Origin of the sequence: Bacillus sp. THAF10 (genome assembly GCF_009363695.1) — a bacterium.
Classification (GTDB): Bacteria; Bacillota; Bacilli; order Bacillales; family Bacillaceae_I; genus Sutcliffiella_A.
In genome coordinates this window covers 37,501-61,096 of record NZ_CP045403.1, presented here as the reverse complement: position 1 = coordinate 61,096, position 23,596 = coordinate 37,501, and the positions used below count along the sequence as shown (strand labels likewise).

Annotated in this window: 24 protein-coding genes and 2 rRNA genes (1 of these 26 cut by a window edge); 1 reads left to right on the top strand and 25 read right to left on the bottom strand. The window is 40.7% G+C overall.

Features of this window, described 5'->3' with window-relative positions; genetic code table 11:
* Positions 1-23 precede the first annotated feature (23 nt).
* The 13 genes from glmU to metG all read right to left on the bottom strand — a co-directional run bounded on the left by glmU (position 24) and on the right by metG (position 13,345).
* On the bottom strand, positions 24-1,394 hold the full coding sequence (gene glmU, locus FIU87_RS00305) for a bifunctional UDP-N-acetylglucosamine diphosphorylase/glucosamine-1-phosphate N-acetyltransferase GlmU (protein WP_152442779.1): 1,371 nt from the start codon (positions 1,392-1,394) through the stop codon (positions 24-26).
* A gap of 860 nt (positions 1,395-2,254) precedes the next feature.
* A complete protein-coding gene (gene spoVG / locus FIU87_RS00300) occupies positions 2,255-2,545 on the bottom strand; it encodes a septation regulator SpoVG (RefSeq protein WP_152442778.1) in 291 nt (96 codons plus the stop codon).
* Between the two features lie 129 nt (positions 2,546-2,674).
* Positions 2,675-3,052, bottom strand: a complete 378-nt coding sequence (gene ridA / locus FIU87_RS00295) for a 2-iminobutanoate/2-iminopropanoate deaminase (protein ID WP_172971147.1) — start codon at positions 3,050-3,052, stop codon at positions 2,675-2,677.
* A 200-nt stretch (positions 3,053-3,252) separates the two neighbouring features.
* Entirely contained in the window at positions 3,253-4,098 is an 846-nt protein-coding gene (purR, locus tag FIU87_RS00290) for a pur operon repressor (protein ID WP_152442776.1), read from the bottom strand.
* 57 nt (positions 4,099-4,155) lie between these two features.
* Positions 4,156-5,025 (bottom strand): 4-(cytidine 5'-diphospho)-2-C-methyl-D-erythritol kinase, encoded by an 870-nt coding sequence (gene ispE, locus FIU87_RS00285; protein ID WP_152446351.1) that lies wholly within the window; start codon positions 5,023-5,025, stop codon positions 4,156-4,158.
* Positions 5,026-5,172: 147 nt separating this feature from the next.
* Positions 5,173-5,352: a small, acid-soluble spore protein, alpha/beta type gene (locus tag FIU87_RS00280; protein WP_152442775.1), complete on the bottom strand. Its 180-nt coding sequence runs from the start codon at positions 5,350-5,352 to the stop codon at positions 5,173-5,175.
* 310 nt (positions 5,353-5,662) lie between these two features.
* Positions 5,663-5,926 carry a biofilm formation stimulator Veg gene (veg, locus tag FIU87_RS00275; RefSeq protein ID WP_078378395.1) on the bottom strand — a complete coding sequence of 88 codons (264 nt, stop codon included), beginning with the start codon at positions 5,924-5,926 and terminating at the stop codon, positions 5,663-5,665.
* A 250-nt stretch (positions 5,927-6,176) separates the two neighbouring features.
* A complete protein-coding gene (gene yabG, locus FIU87_RS00270) occupies positions 6,177-7,085 on the bottom strand; it encodes a sporulation peptidase YabG (protein WP_152442774.1) in 909 nt (302 codons plus the stop codon).
* Positions 7,086-7,259: 174 nt separating this feature from the next.
* Positions 7,260-8,138 carry a 16S rRNA (adenine(1518)-N(6)/adenine(1519)-N(6))-dimethyltransferase RsmA gene (rsmA, locus tag FIU87_RS00265; protein ID WP_152442773.1) on the bottom strand — a complete coding sequence of 293 codons (879 nt, stop codon included), beginning with the start codon at positions 8,136-8,138 and terminating at the stop codon, positions 7,260-7,262.
* A complete protein-coding gene (gene rnmV / locus FIU87_RS00260; protein WP_152442772.1) occupies positions 8,139-8,693 on the bottom strand; it encodes a ribonuclease M5 in 555 nt (184 codons plus the stop codon).
* Between the two features lie 324 nt (positions 8,694-9,017).
* Positions 9,018-10,226 (bottom strand): G5 and 3D domain-containing protein, encoded by a 1,209-nt coding sequence (locus FIU87_RS00255; RefSeq protein ID WP_152442771.1) that lies wholly within the window; start codon positions 10,224-10,226, stop codon positions 9,018-9,020.
* 225 nt (positions 10,227-10,451) lie between these two features.
* A complete protein-coding gene (locus FIU87_RS00250; protein ID WP_152442770.1) occupies positions 10,452-11,219 on the bottom strand; it encodes a TatD family hydrolase in 768 nt (255 codons plus the stop codon).
* A 137-nt stretch (positions 11,220-11,356) separates the two neighbouring features.
* A complete protein-coding gene (metG, locus tag FIU87_RS00245) occupies positions 11,357-13,345 on the bottom strand; it encodes a methionine--tRNA ligase (protein WP_152442769.1) in 1,989 nt (662 codons plus the stop codon).
* 544 nt (positions 13,346-13,889) lie between these two features.
* Between metG and FIU87_RS00240 the strand changes: the two genes are divergently transcribed.
* A complete protein-coding gene (locus FIU87_RS00240) occupies positions 13,890-14,171 on the top strand; it encodes a transition state genes transcriptional regulator AbrB (RefSeq protein WP_152442768.1) in 282 nt (93 codons plus the stop codon).
* Positions 14,172-14,388: 217 nt separating this feature from the next.
* On the opposite strand, the gene rsmI is transcribed toward FIU87_RS00240, so the two are convergent.
* From rsmI to FIU87_RS00180, 12 genes are all read right to left on the bottom strand, one after another.
* Complete coding sequence (gene rsmI, locus FIU87_RS00235; protein WP_152442767.1) at positions 14,389-15,273, bottom strand: 16S rRNA (cytidine(1402)-2'-O)-methyltransferase; 885 nt, start codon at positions 15,271-15,273, stop codon at positions 14,389-14,391.
* A 2-nt stretch (positions 15,274-15,275) separates the two neighbouring features.
* Complete coding sequence (locus tag FIU87_RS00230) at positions 15,276-16,046, bottom strand: tRNA1(Val) (adenine(37)-N6)-methyltransferase (RefSeq protein WP_152442766.1); 771 nt, start codon at positions 16,044-16,046, stop codon at positions 15,276-15,278.
* An 86-nt stretch (positions 16,047-16,132) separates the two neighbouring features.
* Positions 16,133-16,504, bottom strand: a complete 372-nt coding sequence (gene yabA, locus FIU87_RS00225) for a DNA replication initiation control protein YabA (protein ID WP_152442765.1) — start codon at positions 16,502-16,504, stop codon at positions 16,133-16,135.
* A gap of 12 nt (positions 16,505-16,516) precedes the next feature.
* Entirely contained in the window at positions 16,517-17,344 is an 828-nt protein-coding gene (locus FIU87_RS00220) for a PSP1 domain-containing protein (protein ID WP_152442764.1), read from the bottom strand.
* A complete protein-coding gene (gene holB / locus FIU87_RS00215; RefSeq protein ID WP_152442763.1) occupies positions 17,345-18,340 on the bottom strand; it encodes a DNA polymerase III subunit delta' in 996 nt (331 codons plus the stop codon).
* Positions 18,341-18,355: 15 nt separating this feature from the next.
* Entirely contained in the window at positions 18,356-18,796 is a 441-nt protein-coding gene (locus FIU87_RS00210) for a YaaR family protein (RefSeq protein ID WP_152442762.1), read from the bottom strand.
* A 173-nt stretch (positions 18,797-18,969) separates the two neighbouring features.
* Positions 18,970-19,299, bottom strand: a complete 330-nt coding sequence (locus FIU87_RS00205) for a cyclic di-AMP receptor DarA (protein ID WP_152442761.1) — start codon at positions 19,297-19,299, stop codon at positions 18,970-18,972.
* A gap of 48 nt (positions 19,300-19,347) precedes the next feature.
* Positions 19,348-19,986 (bottom strand): dTMP kinase, encoded by a 639-nt coding sequence (gene tmk / locus FIU87_RS00200; RefSeq protein ID WP_152442760.1) that lies wholly within the window; start codon positions 19,984-19,986, stop codon positions 19,348-19,350.
* Positions 19,987-19,992: 6 nt separating this feature from the next.
* On the bottom strand, positions 19,993-21,438 hold the full coding sequence (locus FIU87_RS00195; protein WP_152442759.1) for an aminotransferase class I/II-fold pyridoxal phosphate-dependent enzyme: 1,446 nt from the start codon (positions 21,436-21,438) through the stop codon (positions 19,993-19,995).
* A 198-nt stretch (positions 21,439-21,636) separates the two neighbouring features.
* Positions 21,637-21,837 (bottom strand): sigma factor G inhibitor Gin, encoded by a 201-nt coding sequence (locus tag FIU87_RS00190; RefSeq protein ID WP_152442758.1) that lies wholly within the window; start codon positions 21,835-21,837, stop codon positions 21,637-21,639.
* Between the two features lie 1,021 nt (positions 21,838-22,858).
* Positions 22,859-22,975: ribosomal RNA gene (gene rrf / locus FIU87_RS00185) — 5S ribosomal RNA — on the bottom strand.
* A gap of 84 nt (positions 22,976-23,059) precedes the next feature.
* Positions 23,060-23,596, bottom strand: a 23S ribosomal RNA gene (locus FIU87_RS00180); it runs 2,397 nt beyond the window's last position.

Sequence of the window (23,596 nt, the reverse complement as noted above, 5' to 3'; positions counted from 1 at the left end):
ATAGATAAAATCCTCCGCTAGATTTATTTATTGTGAAGCTTTTCAACATAATTTTCTTTGTTTACTTGTCGTGCACGTGCAATCGAAAGCGCTTCTCCAGGAACATCCTCCGTAATCGTGGATCCTGCTGCTACATAAGCATTCTTTCCAATCGTTACAGGTGCAACAAGGTTTGAATTACAGCCTACAAACACGCCATCTTCAATCTTTGTTAAATACTTCTTCTTTCCATCATAGTTTACAGTAATAGAGCCACACCCTAAGTTTACATCAGCTCCTACTTCTGCATCGCCAATATAACTAAGATGAGACGCCTTGCTTCCTTTGCCGAAAGTCGCTTTTTTCACTTCCACAAAGTTTCCAAGCTTTACTTCGTCTCCAATTACAGAATTCGGTCGCACATGTGCAAATGGCCCAATGTTTACTTCCTGGCCAATTTCACTGTTATGCGCAACGGAATGCCTAATCGACGTTTTATTCCCTATTTGGCAATCGCTAATTTCTGTGTTTGGACCAATTTCACAATCTTCCCCAATACGGGTTGCACCAAGAATTACTGTTCCAGGATGGATAACAGTATCTCTTCCAATTTCCGCATCTGCAGAAATATAGGTATTGTTTGGGTCAATGATACTAACTCCATTAATCATATGTTTTTTATTTATCCGCTTTTTCATGGTGATTTCAGCCTGTGATAGCGCAACTCTGTCATTTACACCAAGTGTTTCATCAAAGTCCAGTGTTTGGAAAGCAGAAACAATATCTCCACGCTCTTTTAAAATTTCAACTACATCCGGAAGGTAGTACTCCCCTTGCACATTATCATTGGAAACATTGTTTAGTGCTGCGAATAATGCTTCGTTATCAAAGCAATACGTACCCGTGTTAATCTCGGTAACTTTTCGCTCTTGTTCATTGGCATCTTTATGCTCCACAATCTTCCCAACATGGCCTTCTTGGTTGCGGATAATCCGTCCATACCCTGTTGGATCCTCCGCATATGCAGTTAGAATGGTTGCCTTTGCCCCTGTTTCTTCATGCAAGTCTAACAACTTTTGCATCGTTTCTGGGGTGATAAGCGGCGTGTCGCCACAAATTACTAACGTCACACCTTTCTTACCTTCAAGCATTGGCGCAGCTTGCATCACAGCATGAGCCGTTCCTAGTTGCTCCTCCTGCAAGGCATAATGACTTCTATCTCCAAGGTGTTGTTTCACCATTTCTGCACCATGCCCAACAACGGTAACAATCTCTTCAAAATCCAGGGCAGATACATGATCCACCACATGCTGTACCATTGGCTTGCCACATACAGGGTGTAACACTTTATATAATTTTGATTTCATTCGTGTACCTTGACCAGCTGCTAAAATTACGGCATAACGATTTATCATAACAGGCCTCCATTTTCACCTAATTATCCATTACGAATATATATCAAAATGGGGCCCATTTCAAGGAAGGACACGAAAGTACATTATTTTGACAAAAAATGAGGGGTATTAGGGATTACGTTTTACATGTTGAGGAGGTGGTGGTGAGACGTACGGACTTGTTTTAGGTATTATGCAAAAGAGAGTTTAGTGGACTCTTTTGGTGGATTCTTAGGAGAGGTCTTGAAGGCTTTTTTGTCGGACAATTTTTTGGTTTTTTCCCAGAAGAGGTCTTGAGCACATCTATTTCGGACACTTTTGACGCCTTTTCCCCAAAAGAGGTCTCGAGCTCTTCTATTTCGGACACTTTCGCCCCCCTTTCCCCAAAAGAGGTCTTGAGCTCTGCTATTTCGGACACTTTTGACGCCTCTTCCTCAGAAGAGGTCTTGAGCACGTCTATTTCGGACACTTTTGACGCCTTTTACCCAAAAGAGGTCTCGAGCTCTTCTATTTCGGACACTTTTGACGCCTTTTCCACAAAAGAGGTCTTGAGCTCTTCTATTTCGGACATTTTTGACGCATTTTCCCCAAAAGAGGTCTTGAGCTCTTCTATTTCGGACACTTTTGACGCATTTTCCCCAAAAGAGGTCTTGAGCACGTCTATTTCGGACACTTTTACCCTCTTTTCCCCAAAAGAGGTCTCGAGCTCTTCTATTCAGGCATTCTCTCGGAATTATCCCTAAAAAGGTACGTAGTAACCGACCATAGTTTACAGGTGGGCGCCCACACTACTCTTTTAGCCATTCCCCTCAAACTAACCTTTAAATTTGCCCAAAAGAAAAAACAGGCTGCAAATTGCATTGCCTGTTTTAGCTTATTAATTAAGAAGCACCTGCTTCTTCGTATTCTACTTCTAATTCGCCTAAGCGGTGATATTCTGATAATACCGCTTCCTGGATTTTTCCACGCGTACCGGAATTGATTGGATGAGCGATGTCGCGGAACTCTCCATCAGGAGTACGTTTACTAGGCATCGCAACAAATAAGCCATTGTTCCCATCAATTACACGGATGTCATGAACAACAAATTCATGGTCCAACGTGATAGATGCGATAGCTCTCATGCGACCATCGGTATTTACGCGGCGTAATCTTACGTCAGTTACTTCCATTCTGTTCACCACCTTTTTGTCCCAATAAAAAACTTAGTATTATAAATTCTCTAAATTTTCTTGGATTCCTTCTTATTTTCAAAAATTTTTTTGAAAAATTTGGACAAATTGGTGTAAAAAGAACAGATTCTATTTTACTAGAGCAATAACCTCGATTTCGACAAGAACATCTTTCGGTAAACGAGCAACTTCGACACAAGATCTAGCTGGTTTATGGGTGTGAAAATACTGTCCATATACCTCATTGATCTCACCAAACTGATTCATGTCCTTAATAAAAACGGTTGCTTTTACTACTGTTTCTAATGAAGCGCCTGCCTCCTCTAGTACCGCTTGGAGGTTTTTGAATACTTGGTGAGTTTGTGCTTGTACATCTCCTTCAAGTAGCTCTCCATTTGGAAGCAACGAGATTTGCCCGGAGCTGTAAAATAGATTGTTGACAACTATTCCTTGTGAGTAAGGTCCTATTGCTTTTGGCGCAGCTTCAGTATGAACAACTTTCATGATTCAGCACATCCTTATTTAAAATTTATGTCTGTTAAACTACGCTGTTGATTGCCTCATTTGGATCCGCGTCCTGGGAGGAGATGCTGGAGCCTCCTTGACCACGAATGTGGAGTCTCAAGTCTATCGCTTCGTTTCCCGCGGGAGTCTCCGTTTTTGCTCCAATCAACAGCTAAAAACTTCTCTAAATCAAACTGTCCTCTTTAAAGCCTAAAGTTAAAGTTATCCTTCACGTGTTGAAGGTAATTGCCTGCTTGTACTTCGATTTGTTTTTCTCTTTCGCTTACTTTTTCAAGTTTCACCAAAGATACGTAATCATCGATCAAGCGTTCTTCTATGTTTTCAGACTCGACAAGGATTCCAATTCCGGCCACTTCTGCCTGGAATTCAGCTAGCAAATTAACCATCCCATTGACCGTTCCGCCTGCTTTCATGAAGTCATCAATGATTAATACATTAGATCCCGTTTCTAGACTTCGCTTTGCAAGCACCATCGTTTGGATTCTTTTGGAGGAGCCAGACACGTAATTAATACTAACGGTCGAACCTTCTGTCACTCTGCTATCGCGTCTGACGATGACAACTGGTACATTTAAATAGCTTGCAACAGCGTGTGCAAGTGGAATCCCCTTTGTTGCCATGGTCATTACTATGTCCACCTTTTTATGACTAAAAGCTGTGGCAAACATTTTTCCAACCCTATTTAAGACCTTTGGGTTTCCAAGAATATCTGTCATGTACAAATAGCCACCAGGTAACAACCTTTCGGGCTTTGCGATAATGTCACAGAGCTCATTCAAATAAGCAGCAGCTTCTTTGTGGCTCACATAAGGAATATATTTCACTCCACCTGCTGCACCTGGAACGGTGATAAGAGTTCCAATCCCTTGTTGTTCAAAGGTTTGCTTTATTATCCCTAAATCTTCACTGATAGAAGACTTTGCGGACCCATAGCGATCTGCAAAGAAAGAAAGCGGTACCAACCCTTGTGGGTGCTGCAGCAAATAGTGTGTCATATCTACAAGACGACCACTCCGACGTAATTTCATGCTATTTCCTCCTAAAATCCGAATATTCTAAAGTAAATATAACATTAATATACGGATTTAATCAAGGGCGTTACGCTCTCCTAGGATTCTCACTGCAAACACCTGATCACAAAATCCTCTCAGGCCATTATACATACGGTGCATTCTTGAATCATATTCGACAATTCCAAACACCGTTGGACCACTTCCACTCATCAACACCGCATCTGCCCCAAAGCGCTTCATCTGGTCTTTGATGTGAGAAACCTCCGGATATAGCTTCAACGTAACAGACTCTAAAACATTGCCTACAAGGCTAATCATTTTATCATAGTCATTCTCATGGATTGCCTCTACCATTCCCTTCACATCGGGGTGGCTTACCTTATCCAAATGAAGGTTATTATAAATCTCCGCTGTAGAAACCCCTATCGTTGGCTTTGCAAGCACAACCCAGCAATGCGGTGGCGCAGGTATATGCTTGATGATTTCTCCTCTGCCTGTTGCAAGGGCCGTTCCTCCATAAACACAAAAAGACACGTCAGATCCAATTTCCGCTCCAATGCGAGCTAGTTCATCTAGTGACAAATCCAATTTCCATAGTTTGTTCAATCCTCTTAAGGTTGCTGCTGCATCGCTGCTACCTCCTGCAAGACCGGCTGCTACAGGAATCATTTTTGTGATGGCAATCGACACGCCCTTTTGAACCTTGTACCTTTCCTTCAACAGCGCTGCTGCCTGATAAGCCAGATTGCGATTATCATCCGGAACATATCGGCTATGGGAAATAATGCGAATTTGTCCGTCTTTACGCTCAGACAGTTCAATGCGGTCCGCAAGGTCGATGGTAGTCATGACCATCTCTACCTCATGATAGCCGTCCGGACGCTTATGTAGCACATCGAGCGACAGGTTTATTTTCGCTGGTGCCTTTTCTAACAGTCTCACTTTCTTCACCTACTTTTTTCGTCTCCAATTATTAATGTATTGTACCATATTCGAGGAAATAAATATCTCCATGATTGGGAAAAATTGATGCTACGCTACAAACTCACTAAAAAACCGAAGTGATTTACCACTTCGGTTTTCATCAAGCTATTTATTTTGTTGGCCTAGTTGTCGCTCCGCTATTTCAATTGCACGCTTAACCATGTTTCCTGCATCCTTTGCTTTAATGCCACCCCAGCCCTCGCTTTGGACGACATCGTAAAAGCCTAGCTCTTTTGCTAATTCTTCTTTCAGTTGATGTGACATGATGCTTCGTCTTCTGCTCATGATAAAAGCCTCCTAATTGATAAAATTAGCGACATTCTTAGTATTAGGAGGGATGTGATGTTTTACAAGCGGATAAATATGTATGTTAAACAACGTACGGATTAAAAAAATGTTATTAATTTCTGCATATGGCTCCACGTCCTCAGGAGCGATGCTTGAGTCTACTCGGCTACGCCTGTCGGGCCTAAAGTCTATCGCTTCATTTCCGTGGAAGTCTCCTACAATCAACAGCTAGGTAAAATTTGGAATACGTATCATTCACCTATAATATAATTCAAGGCAAAATAAAAAGCAGCAAACGTTTTGTCGTCTACTGCCCACTTATTGCCATATTTCCTTCTTCAAAAAATGTAAGTTGTACCGTCTCTGTGAGGACATCTGCATAGCTGTAGGATACACGCTCAAAAGCATTTTCGTCTTGATCTAGTTCTATTACAAATACGGATGGATAAGTTTCTGCCAATACCCCGATGCGTTCAATTGTCTTTCTGCGACCACCGTTTGCGCGAAGAGTTAACTTTTTCCCTAAATTAGAATCTAACGTTCTTTTGATATCAACTAACGTTTTTCCCATTTTACTCCACCTCACTATACTAAAGTTAGTGTAACATAATTTTAATAATAAATCAAATAAAACTTAAAATTATAACAACCAGAAAAGCAACATGTCAATACATTTCCTTCAACAATTATCTTCATATGTCTACATTTACTATGCTCTATGGGAGGAAAATTTATGTATAAAAATTGAAAACTACTGAAAAGCTTGATTTCATCGCATTATTTTAATATAAAAAAACGACAAAAAACCCTTAACTTTTTAGTTAAGAGCTGCTTTCACTATTAGAATCTTCCTCGTCCACGTAAGTGTGAACAGGCATTCCAGTTCGTAATACGCCTCTTGTTTCTATTCCGCCAAGTCCCTTATCTCCGGTTAAAGTATTTCGCAATATATCCCATACATTCACTCTTTCCATAAAAGGGGTATAACAAATCCTTCCGACAATATAGACCGGGTCAAGGGCATGTATGTTGACACGTGAAGGGGAGCTTGCAAAATTTGCTCCAGCCTGTATTAATGACTCAAAATGAGATTGACAAGCTCCAGCAAAAATAACGAGCTGATCAAGATTAGGTTGGATTTTCCTTGCTTCTTTAACCGCCTGAACAAAATGCCAGGAATGGCGATATGCTTGGAGATCTGTGACCTTTCCCTTACTTTTGGAATAAGCATCATGACCAGTGATGACAAGAATATCTGGACGGTATTTCTCCATGAGGCTTTTCACCTTGTTTGGCATTTCTTTTTCGTTAGCATGTACACCGTATACCGGTACACCCACTCTTTCATAAAGCTCTAAGCATTTTTTTAAGTAAAGGGGGTCCCCATCTAAGTGCAATACTTTTCCTGGTACTTGGAAAAAATTTTGATCGGTACTATATCCATTTGTTGCTTCATATTCATTCTTTTCGCGAATGAGCTGATAATCCTGTTCTAGTAGCTGTAACGATCGATTTATCTTTGACTCCGCTCTTTGCTTTCGATGCATCTGCTCTCTGCCATCTACGATCTTTAAATCGTGAATGGGTGCATCTGCTATTAGCCTGACATCTTCTCCATAGAGGATGACGATAGGCTCGTTATGTTCATTATGAGAGATATCGATTACACGGAATAACAAATCGAACCCATGCGATTTTCGTGCTACGATGTCGCCAATTTTTATATTCATCTTTTTCCCTCCAACTGGGGGAAGGTCATTACCCCAACTGTCTATCTAACCTAGAGTATGCAGTTTATCGGGGGTGTGTGTGCATTTTCAGCGCCTTGGGTGTTCTCCTACAATATTTTTACACCTCTTACTTAAACGAATAAAAAAACGGCCCGCTATAGGCCGTTTGATTTGTTATTTAAAATGGGCGATGAGCTCGTCACTTAGCGCGCCAAATTCTGCTATTGAGAGGGTTTCTCCTCTTCTTTTTGGATCAATGGAGGCATTGGCAAGCGCAGCCTCAATTTGTTGTTTCTTTTGCTTTCCATCTGGTAAATTGCTTGTAAGGTTATTGAGGATGGTTTTTCTTCTTTGTGCAAAGCTTGCTCGAACGACTTCAAAGAAGAAATCTTCATTTTTTACCTTAACTGCTGGTACTTCCCTCTTGATAAGGCGAATCACAGCTGAGTCCACATTAGGTTGAGGAACAAAGACTGTTTTCGGTACGATCATGACGGTTTCTGCTGTTGTGTAATATTGAACGGCGATGGAAAGAGACCCATACTCTTTTGTACCTGGCTTTGCCGCCATCCGTTCTGCAACTTCTTTTTGCAGCATTACCGTAATACTTGTTAGGGCAATATTCTCCTCTAAAAGCTTCATGATAATCGGTGTGGTCACATAGTATGGCAAGTTTGCTACCACACGGACCTCTTCAAAGTCTTTTAATTCGTTCCCAATTAGCTCCTCAACATTCGCTTTTAAAATATCCTTATGAATCACCTTTACGTTATCATAAGGGGATAGCGTGTCTTCTAGAATAGGTAAAAGGCGCTGGTCAATCTCAAAGGCGAAAACCTTGCGAGCTTTTTTTGCAATTTGTTCTGTGAGGGCGCCAATTCCAGGCCCAATTTCTATCGCTACTGTTTTCTCAGAAACCTCCCCGTACTCCACTATGTTTCGAAGGATGTTTGTGTCAATTAGAAAGTTTTGTCCTAAGCTTTTCTTAAAGGAAAAACCATATTTATCAAGAATTTCTTTTGTTCTTTTCGGTGTGGCAATATCTCTATGCATTTAATGCTCCTCCTGAGTCATTTTGGTCATGGCTTCTTCCAGCTGAATCAATGGTATATGAAACATTTGCAGGCGTTTTTGCAGCTGCTTGCCATTGGTGTACCCGATATTCAGCTCTTGACCAAGCTTTTCCCGTCTGCTTTTCGCTTGTGGTCCTGCTATTAATCCATAGTCTATCAGAACCTCATAGGGGATAGCTTCGATTTCTTGTTCATATTCCTGATGCAGACCCTCCAATGCTTGCTTAATATCGCTTGGAGTGGCATGCTCCACACCAATTCCTTTGCCATGTTTTGGACGTGCTTTATGTTTAGGCAAAAAGGCATGCTTACAACCAGGAACGGCCTGGGTAATCGTTTGCCGTATTTTATCACCTGGAAAATCTGGATCAGTAAAAACAATCACACCCCTGGTCGATTGGGCGTGCTTTATTCTGTTTAGTATTTCATCATTGATGGCAGAACCGCCTGTTTCGATGGTATCAGCGTCAACCGCCCGTTTAATCGCTACCGTATCATCTTTTCCTTCCACCACAATTATTTCTTTTATTTTCATTTTTTCCTCCAAAAAGGTGAAACTTTTATACTGTTACAAACGTCTAATGTTATGAATAGCCCACAGGACGTTTCTTTCTCCTTTAGCAGTATGTATTCTACTGTATTTTCCCTGGTTTGACCATCACGTATTATTTTATCCTAAAACGAAAAAGTTCTTTTCTAATAGTTTGTTGTGATAACTAGGAAAAAGTCAGGTTTAGGACTTTTTCTACTCTTAAGTATAAATAATTTTATGAAGGAAGCAAAATCACTCCACAATCTAAGCATGCGAAATCAGATAACACAAAAAAGCAGAGGCATGAAAACCCCTGCTGAGTTTGAATTAATCTAACACTTTGATTTTTACTTTTTTCCTGCCCCAACGATATGCAGAGTCTTTGTCAGCAAAGAACACATCAATTTTATGTCCTTTAATAGCGCCACCTGTATCCCCTGCAACAGCGTAGCCATAGCCCTCTACATACACCTTCGTTCCTAGTGGGATGACTGATGGATCGACAGCGATCACTTTAACATCAGGATTGGTTCTCAGGTTTATCCCTGTCGTCGTTACGCCACTGCACCCATTGCAATATGCCGTATAGGCAGTTGCCGTCACATAGAATTCCTTGGAGCTTGACGCTGTGCTTCTTGACACCACCTGTTGAGGCTTTGGTGGTGGAGGGGACTTTGTACCTACAGCAACAACGCGATCAAGTGATTCTTTTACTGTTTCTGTTTTCACTAACTCACGGGACACTTCTTTGCCATTCTCAAGAATTACTTCATAATGGTTTGCAACTGTCCCAGCTTTTCCTTCCTGAACAACTTTCTCTTTCCCTTTATCCAGGTTGCTATCATTTCTCGTAACGACAGCGAAATCAATAGGCTCTTCCACTACATCGGTGACCTTTTCAACTCTAGTTATTTTCACTACAGAATCTTTTGCTACTAATTCTTCTAGACTAGGCTCTACTCGATCAAGTTTATTTACTGCGATATCGTGCTGTTCTAAAAAGTCAGCGACCGTAGTCGAAGTGGACCATACTTGCTTCTTTTCACCACCGTCATTCAAGGTGACTTCAAATGCTTTATTGATTTGTATCACCAAATCATTTTCAATGGCGGTGTTCAAGCTATGATTTAATTGATCATGCTCTTTTACATCTATATCTTGCTCGGTAAGTAATTGTTTTACTGTCTCTGCCGTGGTGAAAACTTTCTGTTCCTTCTCATCCATGACAATCGTCACTTCTTTTGCTTGCATCCACGTAATATTCATGGAATTTGTGACGGCCGTATCTTTTGAAGGTTCTAACTGATCTTGCGGGTGAACAGATATATCCAGCTCTTTCAAAATATCTGCTACAGTTTTCGCGTGCGTGCGCAACGTGACTTCCTCACCGTTGGCATTCACAGTTACAGCAGCCTTTGTGCCCTCAAAGACACTCAAGCCAAGTATCGTTGACAAGACTATGAAACTAGTAATTATCATTCCCAGCTTCGTCCTGCTTAACGAACCAGAAAACAGTTTTTTCATGCTATTTAACATGCAAAAAAACGCCTCCTTCTCCTCGAATGGATTATATAGACAGTTATGTAACTTGTCAACCCTTTCCATCAGTTCGACGGTAATGTCTATTATGCAGAAAATTCTCACAAAAGAAAAGTGAAAACTATCGACACGATTATCCTATGTAGAGAAGGAGATTGGTAGAACTCTTTTGTTTTTGCCCGATTTTGGACAAGTATCCGCTTATTTTGACATGTTTCTTTGTCAGTTTATGCCGAACAATTTTTTAGCATTTGCTGTTGTTTTTTCTGCTACTTCCTCTACTGACATCTCTCTCAGCTCAGCAATTTCATTTGCCACCAACCGCACATAGCTTGGTTCGTTCCTTTTTCCCCTGTACGGATGTGGTGTTAAGTACGGACAGTCTGTTTCAATTAACAATTTATCAAGCGGGATCTCCTTGACGACTTCTTTTGGCTTTTTGGCATTTTTGAACGTAACAGGACCACCAAAGGAAATATAAAAATTCATCTCCATACATTCCTTCGCAACCTCCAGGCTACCTGTAAAGCAATGCATGATTCCTCCTACTTCTTGTGCGTTTTCCTCCCGAAGTATTTGGACCACATCAGCTGTTGCATCTCTGTTATGAATGATGATTGGCAGCTTCACTTTTTTCGCAAGGGCAATTTGCTTACGAAATACCTCTTTTTGCACATCCTTTGGTGACTTGTCCCAATGATAATCAAGCCCCATTTCTCCAATGGCTACTACTTTTTCATGATGAGTTAGCTCCTCGATCCACGCCAGGTCTTCCTCTGTCATATCAATTGCGTCTACTGGGTGCCAGCCGATAGCGGCATAAAGAAAATCATAGGCCTCCACTAGCTCCATTGCCTTGTTAATGGTCTTTTTATCAAAGCCCACGACCACCATGTTTTCCACTTTTTCCTCTTTTGCTCTATTGATGACTTCCTCTAAATCTTCGCTATACTGATCTGCATTTAAATGTACATGTGTATCGAATAACAATGAAAACACTCCCGTTTTTTTGTTTTCTTAATATAATATCTACAAATAATATTCTTAAAAAGAAAAGAAGAGATGCAACCCGTTGTTACACGTGGAACACCTCTTTTTTAATAAAAATATTTTTCAAAGAAACCTTTTTATTTCACTTTTGCACCAAGTGGTAGAGACTCATCAACAGATGCTAAGGAGAGCACTCCATCCTTTTGACCTGCCAAAATCATCCCTTGTGACAGCTCACCGCGAAGTTTTACTGGCTTTAAGTTTGTTACACAAATGACCCGCTTGCCTACTAATTCTTCAGGAGTATAGAATTTTGCAATTCCTGAAACAACTTGGCGTGTTTCATAGCCAAGATCCAATTGAAGCTTTAATAATTTATCAGCTTTTTTTACAGGCTCACAATGCGTTACTTGGGCTACTCGTAAGTCTACCTTCATAAAATCATCAATTGTAATTTCTTCCGATTCAGGTGCCGCTTCTACTGGCTTTTCTTCTTGCTCTTTTTCAACAACAGGTGGCTGCATAACTGATTTAATATGCTCCACTTCCTCTTTTACATCTAGTCTAGGGAAGATTGGCTCTGCCTTCGTTGTTTTTGTACCCGCTGGAATTTGACCGAACTGCGCGAGACTATCCCATTCTGTTTGCGCATCCGCTACTCCAAGCTGGGCAAAAATTTTCCCAGGTGTTCTTGTTAGGAATGGCTTTAGTAGGATACCGATAAAACGAAGAGATTCTGCTAAATGACCCATTACAGATGCAAGCTGATCTTTCGTTTCTTCATTTTTAGCTAAAACCCAAGGCTGTGTTTCATCAATGTATTTGTTTGTTCGGCTCACAAGCTGCCAGATGGAGGATAACGCAACGGAGAATTCCATATTTTCCATCGCTTCTTCATACTGCTGAACAATATTTGTTGCGAGTTTGCTTAGAGTTTCATCAAATTCCGTAACATTCCCATTATAAATAGGAATTTCCCCATCAAAGTACTTATCTATCATTGCCACCGTGCGATTCAACAAGTTCCCAAGATCATTAGCGAGATCATAATTCACACGCTCCACAAAGCCTTCAGGCGTGAACACTCCATCGGCTCCAAATGGAACCTCTCTTAATAAATAGTAACGAAGTGCATCTAAGCCGTAACGGTCAATCAACGTGACAGGGTCTACGACATTCCCCTTTGATTTAGACATCTTTCCATCCTTCATTAATAACCAGCCATGGGCAAACACCTTTTTCGGTAACGGAAGGTCAAGAGCCATCAGCATAATTGGCCAATAAATAGTATGGAAACGGACAATTTCCTTTCCTACAAGATGCACATCTGCAGGCCAATATTTTAAATATTTCTGATCGTTGTCGGTACCATAGCCAAGAGCGGTAATATAATTGGACAACGCATCAATCCATACATAGATAACATGCTTTGGATCACCAGGAACTTTTACTCCCCAGTCAAAAGAAGTACGAGAAACGGCCAAGTCCTCAAGTCCAGGCTTAATAAAGTTATTCACCATTTCATTCTTCCGGGACTCCGGCTGAATGAACTCAGGATTTTCTTCGTAATACTGTAGCAATCTGTCTACGTATTTGCCCATTCTAAAGAAATAGGACTGCTCTCTCACAAGCTCTACCGGATGCCCGCTGTCAGGACTTTTCCCTCCAACGACTTTTCCGTTTTCCATAATTGGATCGACAAGCTGATGTTCACGATAATAAGTTTCATCTGGAACAGAATACCAGCCTTCATATTCATCAAGGTAAATATCGCCTTGATCTAGTAGCTGCTTGAAAATCTTTTCGACTACCTCTTTGTGGCGACTCTCGGTTGTACGAATAAAATCATCATATGAGATATCTAGTTTTTGCCAAAGATCCTTAATGCCTGACACTATTTCATCCACATATTGCTGTGGTGTGATGCCTTTTTCCTCTGCTTTACGTTGGATTTTTTGGCCATGTTCATCTGTACCTGTTAAATACATAACATCATAGCCCTTTAGTCGCTTATAACGAGCCATTGCGTCTCCCGCAACTGTCGTATAGGCATGACCAATATGTAAATTACCACTAGGATAATAGATAGGCGTCGTAATATAAAAAGTTTTTTTATCGGCTACCATCAAAAATTACCTCCCTAAAGTCGAAACATATAAAAGTAGAAAACTCCCGCCCAATGGACGAGAGCGATGAGCGTTTTCAAGTTCATAAGTATATAACAACATCATAACCTATTTGTATTTATTATTATACATGGTTTTATGCGGTATTGTTAAGGATTGAGCAAAAACTTTTTGCAAATCATTTGAGAGGATTTCTAACGTTTCGCTCCCCTTTCCCCTATTCGACAAAAAAGAAGAAAATTGTCGAATGACAAAAGTCGAATTATGTCGAATAAACAAGAATAATAGGTTGACACTTTATTGAAAATTAGTCACTATCTGTAAATGTTAACCAAATGTCTATTCAGGTAAACCCTTATTACATAGCTATTTCTACGTATAAAAGATACATTTTTTTTAATAAATACAAATATTTTCAAACAAAAATGTTGACGAATTTTGTAAAAATTGTTATGATTAAATCACGTTAGATTTGTCGAATAATGACGAAAATGATAGATTTATAGAAACAAGCTATTTTATCTTTAGAGAGGAGAATTTTTTTATGAAATCTACTGGTATTGTACGTAAAGTTGATGAACTAGGTCGTGTGGTTATTCCTATCGAGCTTAGAAGAACATTAGGCATCGCTGAGAAGGATGCTTTAGAAATTTATGTAGATGACGAAAAAATCATCTTGAAAAAATACAAGCCAAACATGACTTGCCAAGTTACTGGTGAAGTATCTGACAGCAACCTTTCTCTTGCAGAAGGAAAAATCATTCTTAGCCGTGAAGGTGCAGAAAAGATTATCCAAGAAATCCAAAACAATCTTCAAACAAAATAATGACCATGTAAAAAAAGGTTGCCTCGGCAACCTTTTTTTATGTTCTTTTCTAAAAGATTGTTGTTAAAACCTAAGAATAAGTCGGCTTTAAGACTTTTTCCAATCTCTATCCAAAGATAAATTTCCACATGTTTAAAGCTACTTCCACGAAAAGAGCACGACTGCAACGTTGATTACGATATCCACAGTAGCAACAAAGGTTACGAATAGAGATTTTTTATTCGTTCACATGATAAGCTTGGTATACTTCTCGTTTAGAAATTCCTCGATCCTTTGCCACCATTTTTATCGCTTCCTTTGATGAGACACCCTTTGATTCTTCATAGTGGTGGACATGGGCTTCTAGTGAAAGATTTTCCCACCAAGTGGCATCCTCATCGGAAGTCGTTTCCTTGTTTCCTTCTATTATAAGGCAGCATTCACCCTTCACTCCCTGCTCTTCATAAAGAGCTAACACCTCAGAGATTTTTCCACGCGTAAACTCTTCGAACTTTTTTGTCAGCTCCCTGCTCACAACAATCGAGCGATCACCGATGATTTCTAGCATCAGCTTTAACGTGTCCTTCAAGCGATGAGGAGACTCATATAGAATAAAGGTTGCCTCGAGCTTTTTTAAGGTTTCTAATTCCTTTTTCTTGTCTTTTTTCTGACGATCCAAAAAACCATAAAAATAGAACGGCTGCGACACTAATCCTGACGCAATTAAGGCAGTTAAAGCAGCGTTCGCACCAGGGAGAGGGACAACAAAAAGCTTTTGCGCTAAAGCTTCTGTTACGATTTCATAGCCTGGATCGGAAATAGAAGGCATGCCAGCATCGCTCACCAGCGCCACATCTTTTCCTTCTACAAGCAGTTCTATTAGCTTTCTGCCACTCTTTTCTTTATTGTGCTCATGGTAGCTTAGAAGCGGAGTTGTTATTTCAAAATAATTACATAGCTTCTTTGTTTGTCTTGTGTCCTCTGCAGCAATAAAATCAACTTCCTTTAATATTCTTAAGGAACGATACGTAATATCCTCCAAATTACCAATGGGAGTAGGGACAAGATAGAGTCTTCCTTTCGTATAGCTGTCTGAAAAACTATTCTGCTGCCATAATTCCATTGTTATCCCTCTCTTTCTTGCCTTTCTGGTTGGTCCCCAAAAAGGAGCTTCTTCACTTCAGCAGTATAGTTGCCTTCCTCATCATATACAAGCAATGGCGGCAATATAGTTAAATCCGCATTTCCTTGTTTAATTCCTTCTATTAATATGGTGTTTGCTGGCTTACCTAGCTTTGCATGAACGAACTGCAGTCTCTTAGGTTCGATACTATATTTTCTCATTAAAGTTACAATATCAAGAAGCCTTCCTGGTCGATGCACAAAGGCTACTTTTCCCCCTTGCTTTACGATTTTGCTGCTCACCTGCACCACATCCTCTAACGTACAAGCAATTTCGTGTCTGGCAATAGCAAAATGGGTATTGGCATTTATTTTCTCCCCTTTTTCTGCAACCGGAAAATAAGGAGGATTACAGGTGACCACATCTACCTTTTTATTACCAAGCATAGCAGGTAGTTCTTTTAAATCCATCGGTAGTACCTTCAGACGATGCTCTAATTCATTGTACTGAAAACTACGCTCTGCCATATTTGCAAGCCGCTCCTGAATTTCTACCCCCGTAATGGTTGCTTTTGATCGCTTGCTTAGCAATAGAGGGATGATGCCATTTCCTGTACATAAATCGATAATGTTGCCTTGTTGTATTGGTACATAGGCAAATTGAGCAAGAAGCACGGCATCTAGAGAGAAGGAAAAGACAGAGGGACTTTGAATAATTCGGAGATTCTCTGCCAATAAATAATCCAACCGCTCGTCATCCAATAATCTAACCATTTCCAAAATCCTTTCCAATCATGTTCTTTCGTTAGTATACCTTATCGTGCATAAAATAAAGCCGCTGCTCTGGTGTGAGAAGCGGCTCATTTTTTATTAAGGAAAGATAAGCAAAACATGCAATCTCCTTCTTTTCTAGGACTGCCGAAATTAAGATTACAAATATGAAAGCCTTCTTGATATAATCTTGCCAGATTATCATAGCCCTCACCAATATCGGTTTGCTTGTTTGTTTCCTGCTCTTTTTTCTTTTGCTTTTTTCCCTTAGGGGAGAGGTGCTCTTCCGTTGCTGTCATCTGTTCTAAGCGTTTTCTTAAATGGCTATTTTCCACGAGCACGCTATTGTTTTCTTCTATTATAAGAGCTAAATGCTCCTTTAATTCTCCGAGCTGCTTATATAGACTTCCTATCTGTTCTTCCATGTTGCTGACAGAATCGAAAATTTCCTTCTTGTCCAAGTTTTCCACCTCTTAATCTGTGGCTTGCGTTGAAAGGGTTCCTTCTTGCATCAGTTCATCAAGTGAATATTCCACTACCCGTTCCTTGCCAGATAGCTCCACCTGTAATACACGTTCAAGAATATTAAGTCCAACTACTCGTCCCATTCCACTTGGAGTTTTAACTACCTCATCCAAATCAGGTAATTGTTCTTTAGCTGACTCATATTCGTCATTCTCATACTTTAGGCAACACATAAGTCTGCCACATAAGCCGGAAATTTTGGAAGGATTCAATGACAAGTTCTGATCTTTTGCCATTTTAATCGATACTGGTTCAAAATCTCCAAGAAAGGTAGAACAGCACAGCATCCTGCCACACGGTCCAATTCCACCAAGAAGCTTGGCCTCATCCCGCACACCAATTTGTCTAAGCTCAATTCTTGTACGAAAAATGGATGCTAAATCCTTAACAAGCTCTCTAAAATCCACTCGTCCGTCTGCTGTAAAGTAAAAGATAATTTTATTGCGGTCAAATGTATATTCCACATCAACAAGCTTCATATCAAGCCCATGATCATTTACTTTGGAAAAACAGACATCAAACGCCTCAGATGCTGCCTTTTTATTTTCATCGACAATCAGACGATCCTTTTGGTCCGCTTTACGTAGCACCTTTTTCAGCGGAAGAACCACATCGTTCTCCTCCACTTTTTTCTTACCAAGTACAGCTTTTCCAAATTCAACGCCTCTTACCGTTTCGACAATGACAAATTCATTATCATGTATATCAAGCCCATTTGGGTCAAAATAATATATTTTACCTGCCTTTTTAAATCGTACTCCAACTACTTCATACAACTAATATCCCTCCTGCAAGTTTAACGCTAAATGTTCCATGAGAAGGTGCGGGTTCACATTGGATGCTAGCCGAGACTTACTTTGCAATATATAGGATAAATGCTCGGTAACACGATGCTGGGTCGTCTGGAGAGCCAACTTCTGGACTAATTCCTTACAGTCGACAAACACCAATTGCTCCTCTTTCGCTAACTGAGCATATAGCATATCTTTATAAATATAGAGCATTAAATCTAAACCTATCTCTAATTGCTTTCTCTCTGAAAAATGTGGCATCCACTTTTCTTGAACAAACAATAAGGATGCTTGTGGGCGATGAAAGATCGCTTCATACAATTTTATCACTAAGCTTCTTGCTTCTGCAAACCAATCATCTCGACATAATTCTACTGCTTCCTCAAGACTGTTCGTTAATGCGGCTGCTGACTTTGCTAATGGAAGCGAAATTCCTTCCTCAACTAGCTTGTCTACCAAGCCATCAGACGTTAAAGCACGGAACGATAAAGGCTGACATCTAGAAATAATGGTGTTTAACATTTGATTCACATTTTCCGTTAGCAAAAAGGCAAATGTTTCCTGATTTGGCTCCTCTAAAAACTTCAGCAAGCTGTTGGCAGCATTCGTAGTCATCTTATCCGCATGCTCCAGAATATATACCTTACGCTTTGACTCCAGGCCTGTTTTCGTAAACTCCTCTTGCAAAAATTGAATCTGCTGCTTCTTTATTGAATTACCATCCGGCTCGACCACATGAACGTCTGGATGATTTCGTGAATCAATCCGCTTACAATTGGTGCATTCCTGACACGGATGAACGCCTTGCCTATTTTTACACAACAGGCTTTTTGCAAAAAGATAACTTACCTCTTTCTTGCCAGTTCCTTTCATTCCGTCCAGCAAATAGGCATGAGCAATTCGATCGCGTTCTAAACTATTCATCACTATTCTTGCCACTGTAGGCTGACTTTCTAGGTCGTTCCAATTTTTCAACACCATTTTTCACTCACTACCTTACATATAGAGATTGATGAGTAAACCTTTAATCTCACCAATACTGCTTAATATGTTTATTCTCGATTCCTCTTGATTCATCACTGATTCGGTAAGCCGAATTAGTTCTTCATCCACTCGCTTCACTAGATGTAGCTGCCGTGATTGGCCATCCTCTGTCCAATGGTGGGATTGGTTTAAGTTCATCCCAAATTCCACGGATTCCTCCATAAAGCGTTTTATGAGTGTTTTGTATTTGGCCAAGTCCTGTAAAGAGCGGGAATTACTTAATCTATTTCCAGCAACATCGATATTGGCCAACAAGCTATGCAGCTGTTGATGATGCAACTTATTTGCATGCTTTTGCATAACCTCACCAAAGGGTAAATGGGAAGAAGAACCTGCCTTTTGGTCTGTTCTCCCTTTATCTAAATTTGTACGGTAATCCGTGGATATTTTCATCGTGTTGTTCCCTTTCCCAAAGTACTAAGAATTTTCTAGGGGAATAAAAGTATCGTAAAAAAGCAGCCTTTCAGCCGCTAATGTATTAAACAACATATGTGTATCAATCAAATGTTTGTAGCAGCGAAAGCTCCATGCACCTGTGACTTTAAAAGTGCATACCACTCTTGAGTTTAAAACTGATGGAATTGCTCAATTGGTAGGACAAACACCGTTGCGCCGCCTACTTCCACCTCAACTGGATACGGAACGTAGGAATCTGCGTTTCCACCCATAGGGGAGACAGGAGCGACTAGCTGTTGACGATGCTGACAATTGTCCTTAATAATATCCAACGCCTTTTGAACACGAACATCTTCCGTCCCAATCATAAACGTTGTATTTCCAGATTTCAAAAATCCACCTGTACTTGCAAGCTTTGTCGCCCGGAAATTATTTTCAACTAGAGCATTCATCAAGCGGTTACTATCTTTATCTTGAATCACAGCCATGATCATTTTCATCTTATAGCGCCTCCTTTATTTTACCATTAATTAAGTAGAACTTCATTATTAATACCCGTTTTCCGTAAGATAGGAAATGAGGATGTTCTTTGTTTGTTCATAAACCGAATGAAAGTCTTGCGCGGCATCCACGTCCACAAATCTATTTCGATATTTTTCTTTTACTAAATCATACCCTTCTTTCACCTTGTAATGAAAGTCGAGTTTTTCTTGATCTAAACGGTTTATTTCACGTTTATTATTCGCTGCAATTCGCGCAAGTCCTGCCTCTGGCTCAATATCAAAGTAAACAGTTAAGGAAGGAAGCATCTTTTCTGTAGCAAATTCATTAATGCTAAGCACATCCTCCACCCCTATTCCACGCGCAAAACCCTGATACGCTAAGGAACTATCAATAAACCGATCACATAAAACCACTTTGTTTTCCCTTAGTGCAGGCATTACCCGTTCCACTAAATGCTGACGGCGTGCTGCCGCATACAACAAAGCTTCTGTTCTTGCATCCATCTCGGTATTATCGCAATCTAATATTACGTTTCTAATTTGTTCTGCAATCGCAATACCACCTGGCTCGCGAGTTAACAGCACAGGATACCCTATTTCCTGAAGCTCTTCTGCTAGCTTCTGAATAACAGAGGTTTTCCCTGCTCCCTCTGGACCCTCAAATGTAATAAATAATCCCTTCACTACTTCTTACTCCTTTTCCTTATATATATTCATATATCCTTTATATAATTGTTCATTTCCTTGAAACCTAGCACCAAGCTCCACAAGTTGCTTTAAGTACTCCACTATACTCGCTGTCACCCGTTCTCCCTTTAACACAACCGGTATCCCTGGTGGATATGGAATAATGCTCTCTGCCGCAACTTTACCCACTGCTTCCTCTAGGTGACATTTTACAGCCTTATAGTTCTCCTGCTCCCCCAATGGAATCGCCAATTGACCTAACCCGTTTGGTGGTGTAGGCAACTTCACTATTTCCACTTCAGGGGTCTTTTCATGCTGATGTAAAACGGCTCTCGTTAATTTTTCGAGCAATTCCTGTTTCCTATCATTTATTGCCAAAGGCAGGACGAGCAAAACATTTTTGGCGTCTGCCAATTCTACAAATATTCCTTCTTTCTCCAGAAGCTTTTGTAACGAGAATCCACTTATTCCTTGCGTAGAACGTAACACTAGTTTTAACGGATCCTTCTGCAACAGCTTATTCTTTGGAACTACTACTCGTATTTCTGGCATTTTTCCTATCTGTAATTGAAGATCCTCCATATCATGAAGCAATTCCTGGATCGCTTGTTTATCGAAGGAAGCAAGATAATACCGTGCTAAATCTAAGGAAGCCATGATAGGGTAAGATGGACTACTCGATTGCAGCATCTTCAAATAATAAGCTAGCTTTTCTTTCTTTACTCGCTCTCCATTAATATGTAAATAAGAGCCCATCGTCATCGCGGGCAGCGTTTTATGAGCAGAATGAACAACCACATCTGCACCACAATCTAACGCAGAATTAGGAAAACCCTCACCCACCGTAAAATGTGCCCCATGCGCTTCATCCACCAACACAGGTACGTTATAACGATGAACCAAATCAATTATTTCTTTCATTTCATAAGAATGTCCATAATAATTAGGATTGGTTAACACCACTGCTTCAATGCCGGAAACCGAGTCTAAAGCTTCTCTCAGTTCTTTCAGCGAAAAATGAGTGGCTACTCCTACCTCGCTATCTGTCTCACATGATAAGAAAATAGGATCTGCCCCGGCAAGCTCCACTCCATGTAAAATAGATTTATGGCAATTGCGCTGCACTAGTACCTTACTTCCCCTTTGACAAGCAGCTAGAATCATCGCAAGATTTCCAACAGTGGAGCCATTCACAAGAAAAAATGTAGCCTCCGCACCGTAATAATTCGCTGCTAACCTTTGCGCCTCATCAATCATACCTTCTGGATCATGTAAATCATCTAGACCAGAAATCTCCGTCGCATCCAGCTTTAAAATTTCTTGAAAATATGAGTAACCAATCTCCGGAAAAACCTGTCCATACTTATGACCTGGCACATGCCCAGAAACCGGATTTGCCTCCCAATGCTTCTTGAGCCCTTCAAACAATGGGGCTTTTTTTTGATTCACCAATCGCACATCCTCTATCTTAAGAATTCGCCTTCCTTCTATTATAACGGATATACTCCCTTACTTATAGTCGAGGACGGGTAATACTTTTATGGGTATGTGAAGATTGCGCAGGAACAAGTGAACATCATTCCAAAACCTTTGCTTCAAAAAAATAAAAGCCCTTGTAAAGGACTTTTCGTGAAGCTTATTTCTGGATTAGGAATATATTTTCGGTATGGTAATCTTCTTTAATTGCTGCAAATAAAACTTATACAGCGGATCCTTCACATCAGTTTGCAGCATTGCTGTTTCACATTCGGTACAAATAAACTCGGTATAAAGATGTATGCCACGTTTTTTCTCCTCTTCGCACACAATACACATTTTCCCCTCAGATGAATGAATGGTTGACTCCATATCTCTCCCCACCTCCATCCATTATTCTAACCAAAACAACAATTTGTATACCAAATTAGCAAAATAACAGCCTAGTAATCTTCTACATCTAGTGTATGTTACGTCAACTAGTCTGTGTCTGTCTTGAAATGAAAAAAATGGTGAGGATGGCTGACCCAAAAATTGCTTCGGCATCAACTTGGGGGTTTTTGGCAGGATTTTGGCATGAACTCGCACCCTTTCGGCATCAACTTGCTTGGTTTTGGCACGAACTTTTGAAAAAAAGCTTTTTGATTACCTAATTTTATAATAAAAATCCTATTTGCTGTGGGGTTTTGAACTCTATGTTATACCGGTATGCAGTTTGAAGGGTGGCTGGGACGGACTAGGAGCATAGGATGGGCGGCTGGGATGGCGGCGTGGATACGAGTGGATCGGTGCTGTTTTGGTTGCTTGACCTATTTTTACGGGGCGAATGCTTTTTTGTGTCGTCCAGACTAGCTGCTCGACCTATTTTTTTGACTGCTACTCATTTTTACGTCGTCCACCACCTCTGCTCCACCTATTTTTACGAGTGCTACTCATTTTTGTGTCGTCCACCACCTTTGCTCGACCTATTTTTACGAGTGCTACTCATTTTTGTGTCGTCCACCACCTCTGCTCCACCTATTTTTATCAGCTCATTTCGTTTTTCGGTTGTCCGATCGAGAAAATTTGTGACTAAAATAGGATCGGCATCAACTCGGGGCTTTTTGGCATGAACTCGACCAATTTTGGCACGAACTCGGACCCTTTCGGCATCAACTTGCCTGGTTTTGGCACGAACTTTTGAAGAAAATCATTTTGATTACCTTTTTTTGTAATAAATGCCTATATTACAGGTGTTTTTACATCGCTACGTCTCACCAGCACATCAATCTTGGCCATCAAACCAAAATAATCACCCCAAAACCCGTCTCTTCATCAAAAATAAGCAAATTTTTCTTTTGAAAAACACAAAAAAACCAGCGCCTATTCACATAAGCACTGGTTCTTCTCATTTGCCTGGCAACGTCCTACTCTCACAGGGGGACAGCCCCCAACTACCATCGGCGCTGAAGAGCTTAACTTCCGTGTTCGGTATGGGAACGGGTGTGACCTCTTCGCTATCGCCACCAGACATATTCAGTTGAAGGTTTATTCCTTCAAAACTAGATAATGTGTTCATATCAAGAATTCTATCGTGTCATCATGTAAATCATATTGGGTTAAGTCCTCGATCGATTAGTATTCGTCAGCTGCACGTGTCGCCACGCTTCCACCTCGAACCTATCTACCTGATCATCTTTCAGGGATCTTACTTACCGAAGTAAAAGGAAATCTCATCTTGAGGGGGGCTTCATGCTTAGATGCTTTCAGCACTTATCCCGTCCGCACGTAGCTACCCAGCTATGCCTTTGGCAAGACAACTGGTACACCAGCGGTGCGTCCATCCCGGTCCTCTCGTACTAAGGACAGCTCCTCTCAAATTTCCTGCGCCCACGACGGATAGGGACCGAACTGTCTCACGACGTTCTGAACCCAGCTCGCGTACCGCTTTAATGGGCGAACAGCCCAACCCTTGGGACCGACTACAGCCCCAGGATGCGATGAGCCGACATCGAGGTGCCAAACCTCCCCGTCGATGTGGACTCTTGGGGGAGATAAGCCTGTTATCCCCGGGGTAGCTTTTATCCGTTGAGCGATGGCCCTTCCATGCGGAACCACCGGATCACTAAGCCCGACTTTCGTCCCTGCTCGA

Coding starts and splice junctions, on each gene's coding strand:
- rsmI (WP_152442767.1), bottom strand. CDS start 15,273: ATGGAATTATGGCAGCAGAATAGTTTTTCAGACAGCTATACGAAAGGA.
- metG (WP_152442769.1), bottom strand. CDS start 13,345: ATGGTAGCCGATAAAAAAACTTTTTATATTACGACGCCTATCTATTAT.
- FIU87_RS00255 (WP_152442771.1), bottom strand. CDS start 10,226: ATGTTAAATAGCATGAAAAAACTGTTTTCTGGTTCGTTAAGCAGGACG.
- FIU87_RS00210 (WP_152442762.1), bottom strand. CDS start 18,796: ATGAAAATATCCACGGATTACCGTACAAATTTAGATAAAGGGAGAACA.
- holB (WP_152442763.1), bottom strand. CDS start 18,340: ATGGTGTTGAAAAATTGGAACGACCTAGAAAGTCAGCCTACAGTGGCA.
- FIU87_RS00280 (WP_152442775.1), bottom strand. CDS start 5,352: ATGAGCAGAAGACGAAGCATCATGTCACATCAACTGAAAGAAGAATTA.
- FIU87_RS00205 (WP_152442761.1), bottom strand. CDS start 19,299: ATGAAAATGATCATGGCTGTGATTCAAGATAAAGATAGTAACCGCTTG.
- spoVG (WP_152442778.1), bottom strand. CDS start 2,545: ATGGAAGTAACTGACGTAAGATTACGCCGCGTAAATACCGATGGTCGC.
- FIU87_RS00190 (WP_152442758.1), bottom strand. CDS start 21,837: ATGGAGTCAACCATTCATTCATCTGAGGGGAAAATGTGTATTGTGTGC.
- purR (WP_152442776.1), bottom strand. CDS start 4,098: ATGAAATTACGTCGGAGTGGTCGTCTTGTAGATATGACACACTATTTG.
- FIU87_RS00240 (WP_152442768.1), top strand. CDS start 13,890: ATGAAATCTACTGGTATTGTACGTAAAGTTGATGAACTAGGTCGTGTG.
- rsmA (WP_152442773.1), bottom strand. CDS start 8,138: ATGCATAGAGATATTGCCACACCGAAAAGAACAAAAGAAATTCTTGAT.
- FIU87_RS00230 (WP_152442766.1), bottom strand. CDS start 16,046: ATGGTTAGATTATTGGATGACGAGCGGTTGGATTATTTATTGGCAGAG.
- veg (WP_078378395.1), bottom strand. CDS start 5,926: ATGGGAAAAACGTTAGTTGATATCAAAAGAACGTTAGATTCTAATTTA.
- rnmV (WP_152442772.1), bottom strand. CDS start 8,693: ATGAAAATAAAAGAAATAATTGTGGTGGAAGGAAAAGATGATACGGTA.
- yabG (WP_152442774.1), bottom strand. CDS start 7,085: ATGAATATAAAAATTGGCGACATCGTAGCACGAAAATCGCATGGGTTC.
- glmU (WP_152442779.1), bottom strand. CDS start 1,394: ATGATAAATCGTTATGCCGTAATTTTAGCAGCTGGTCAAGGTACACGA.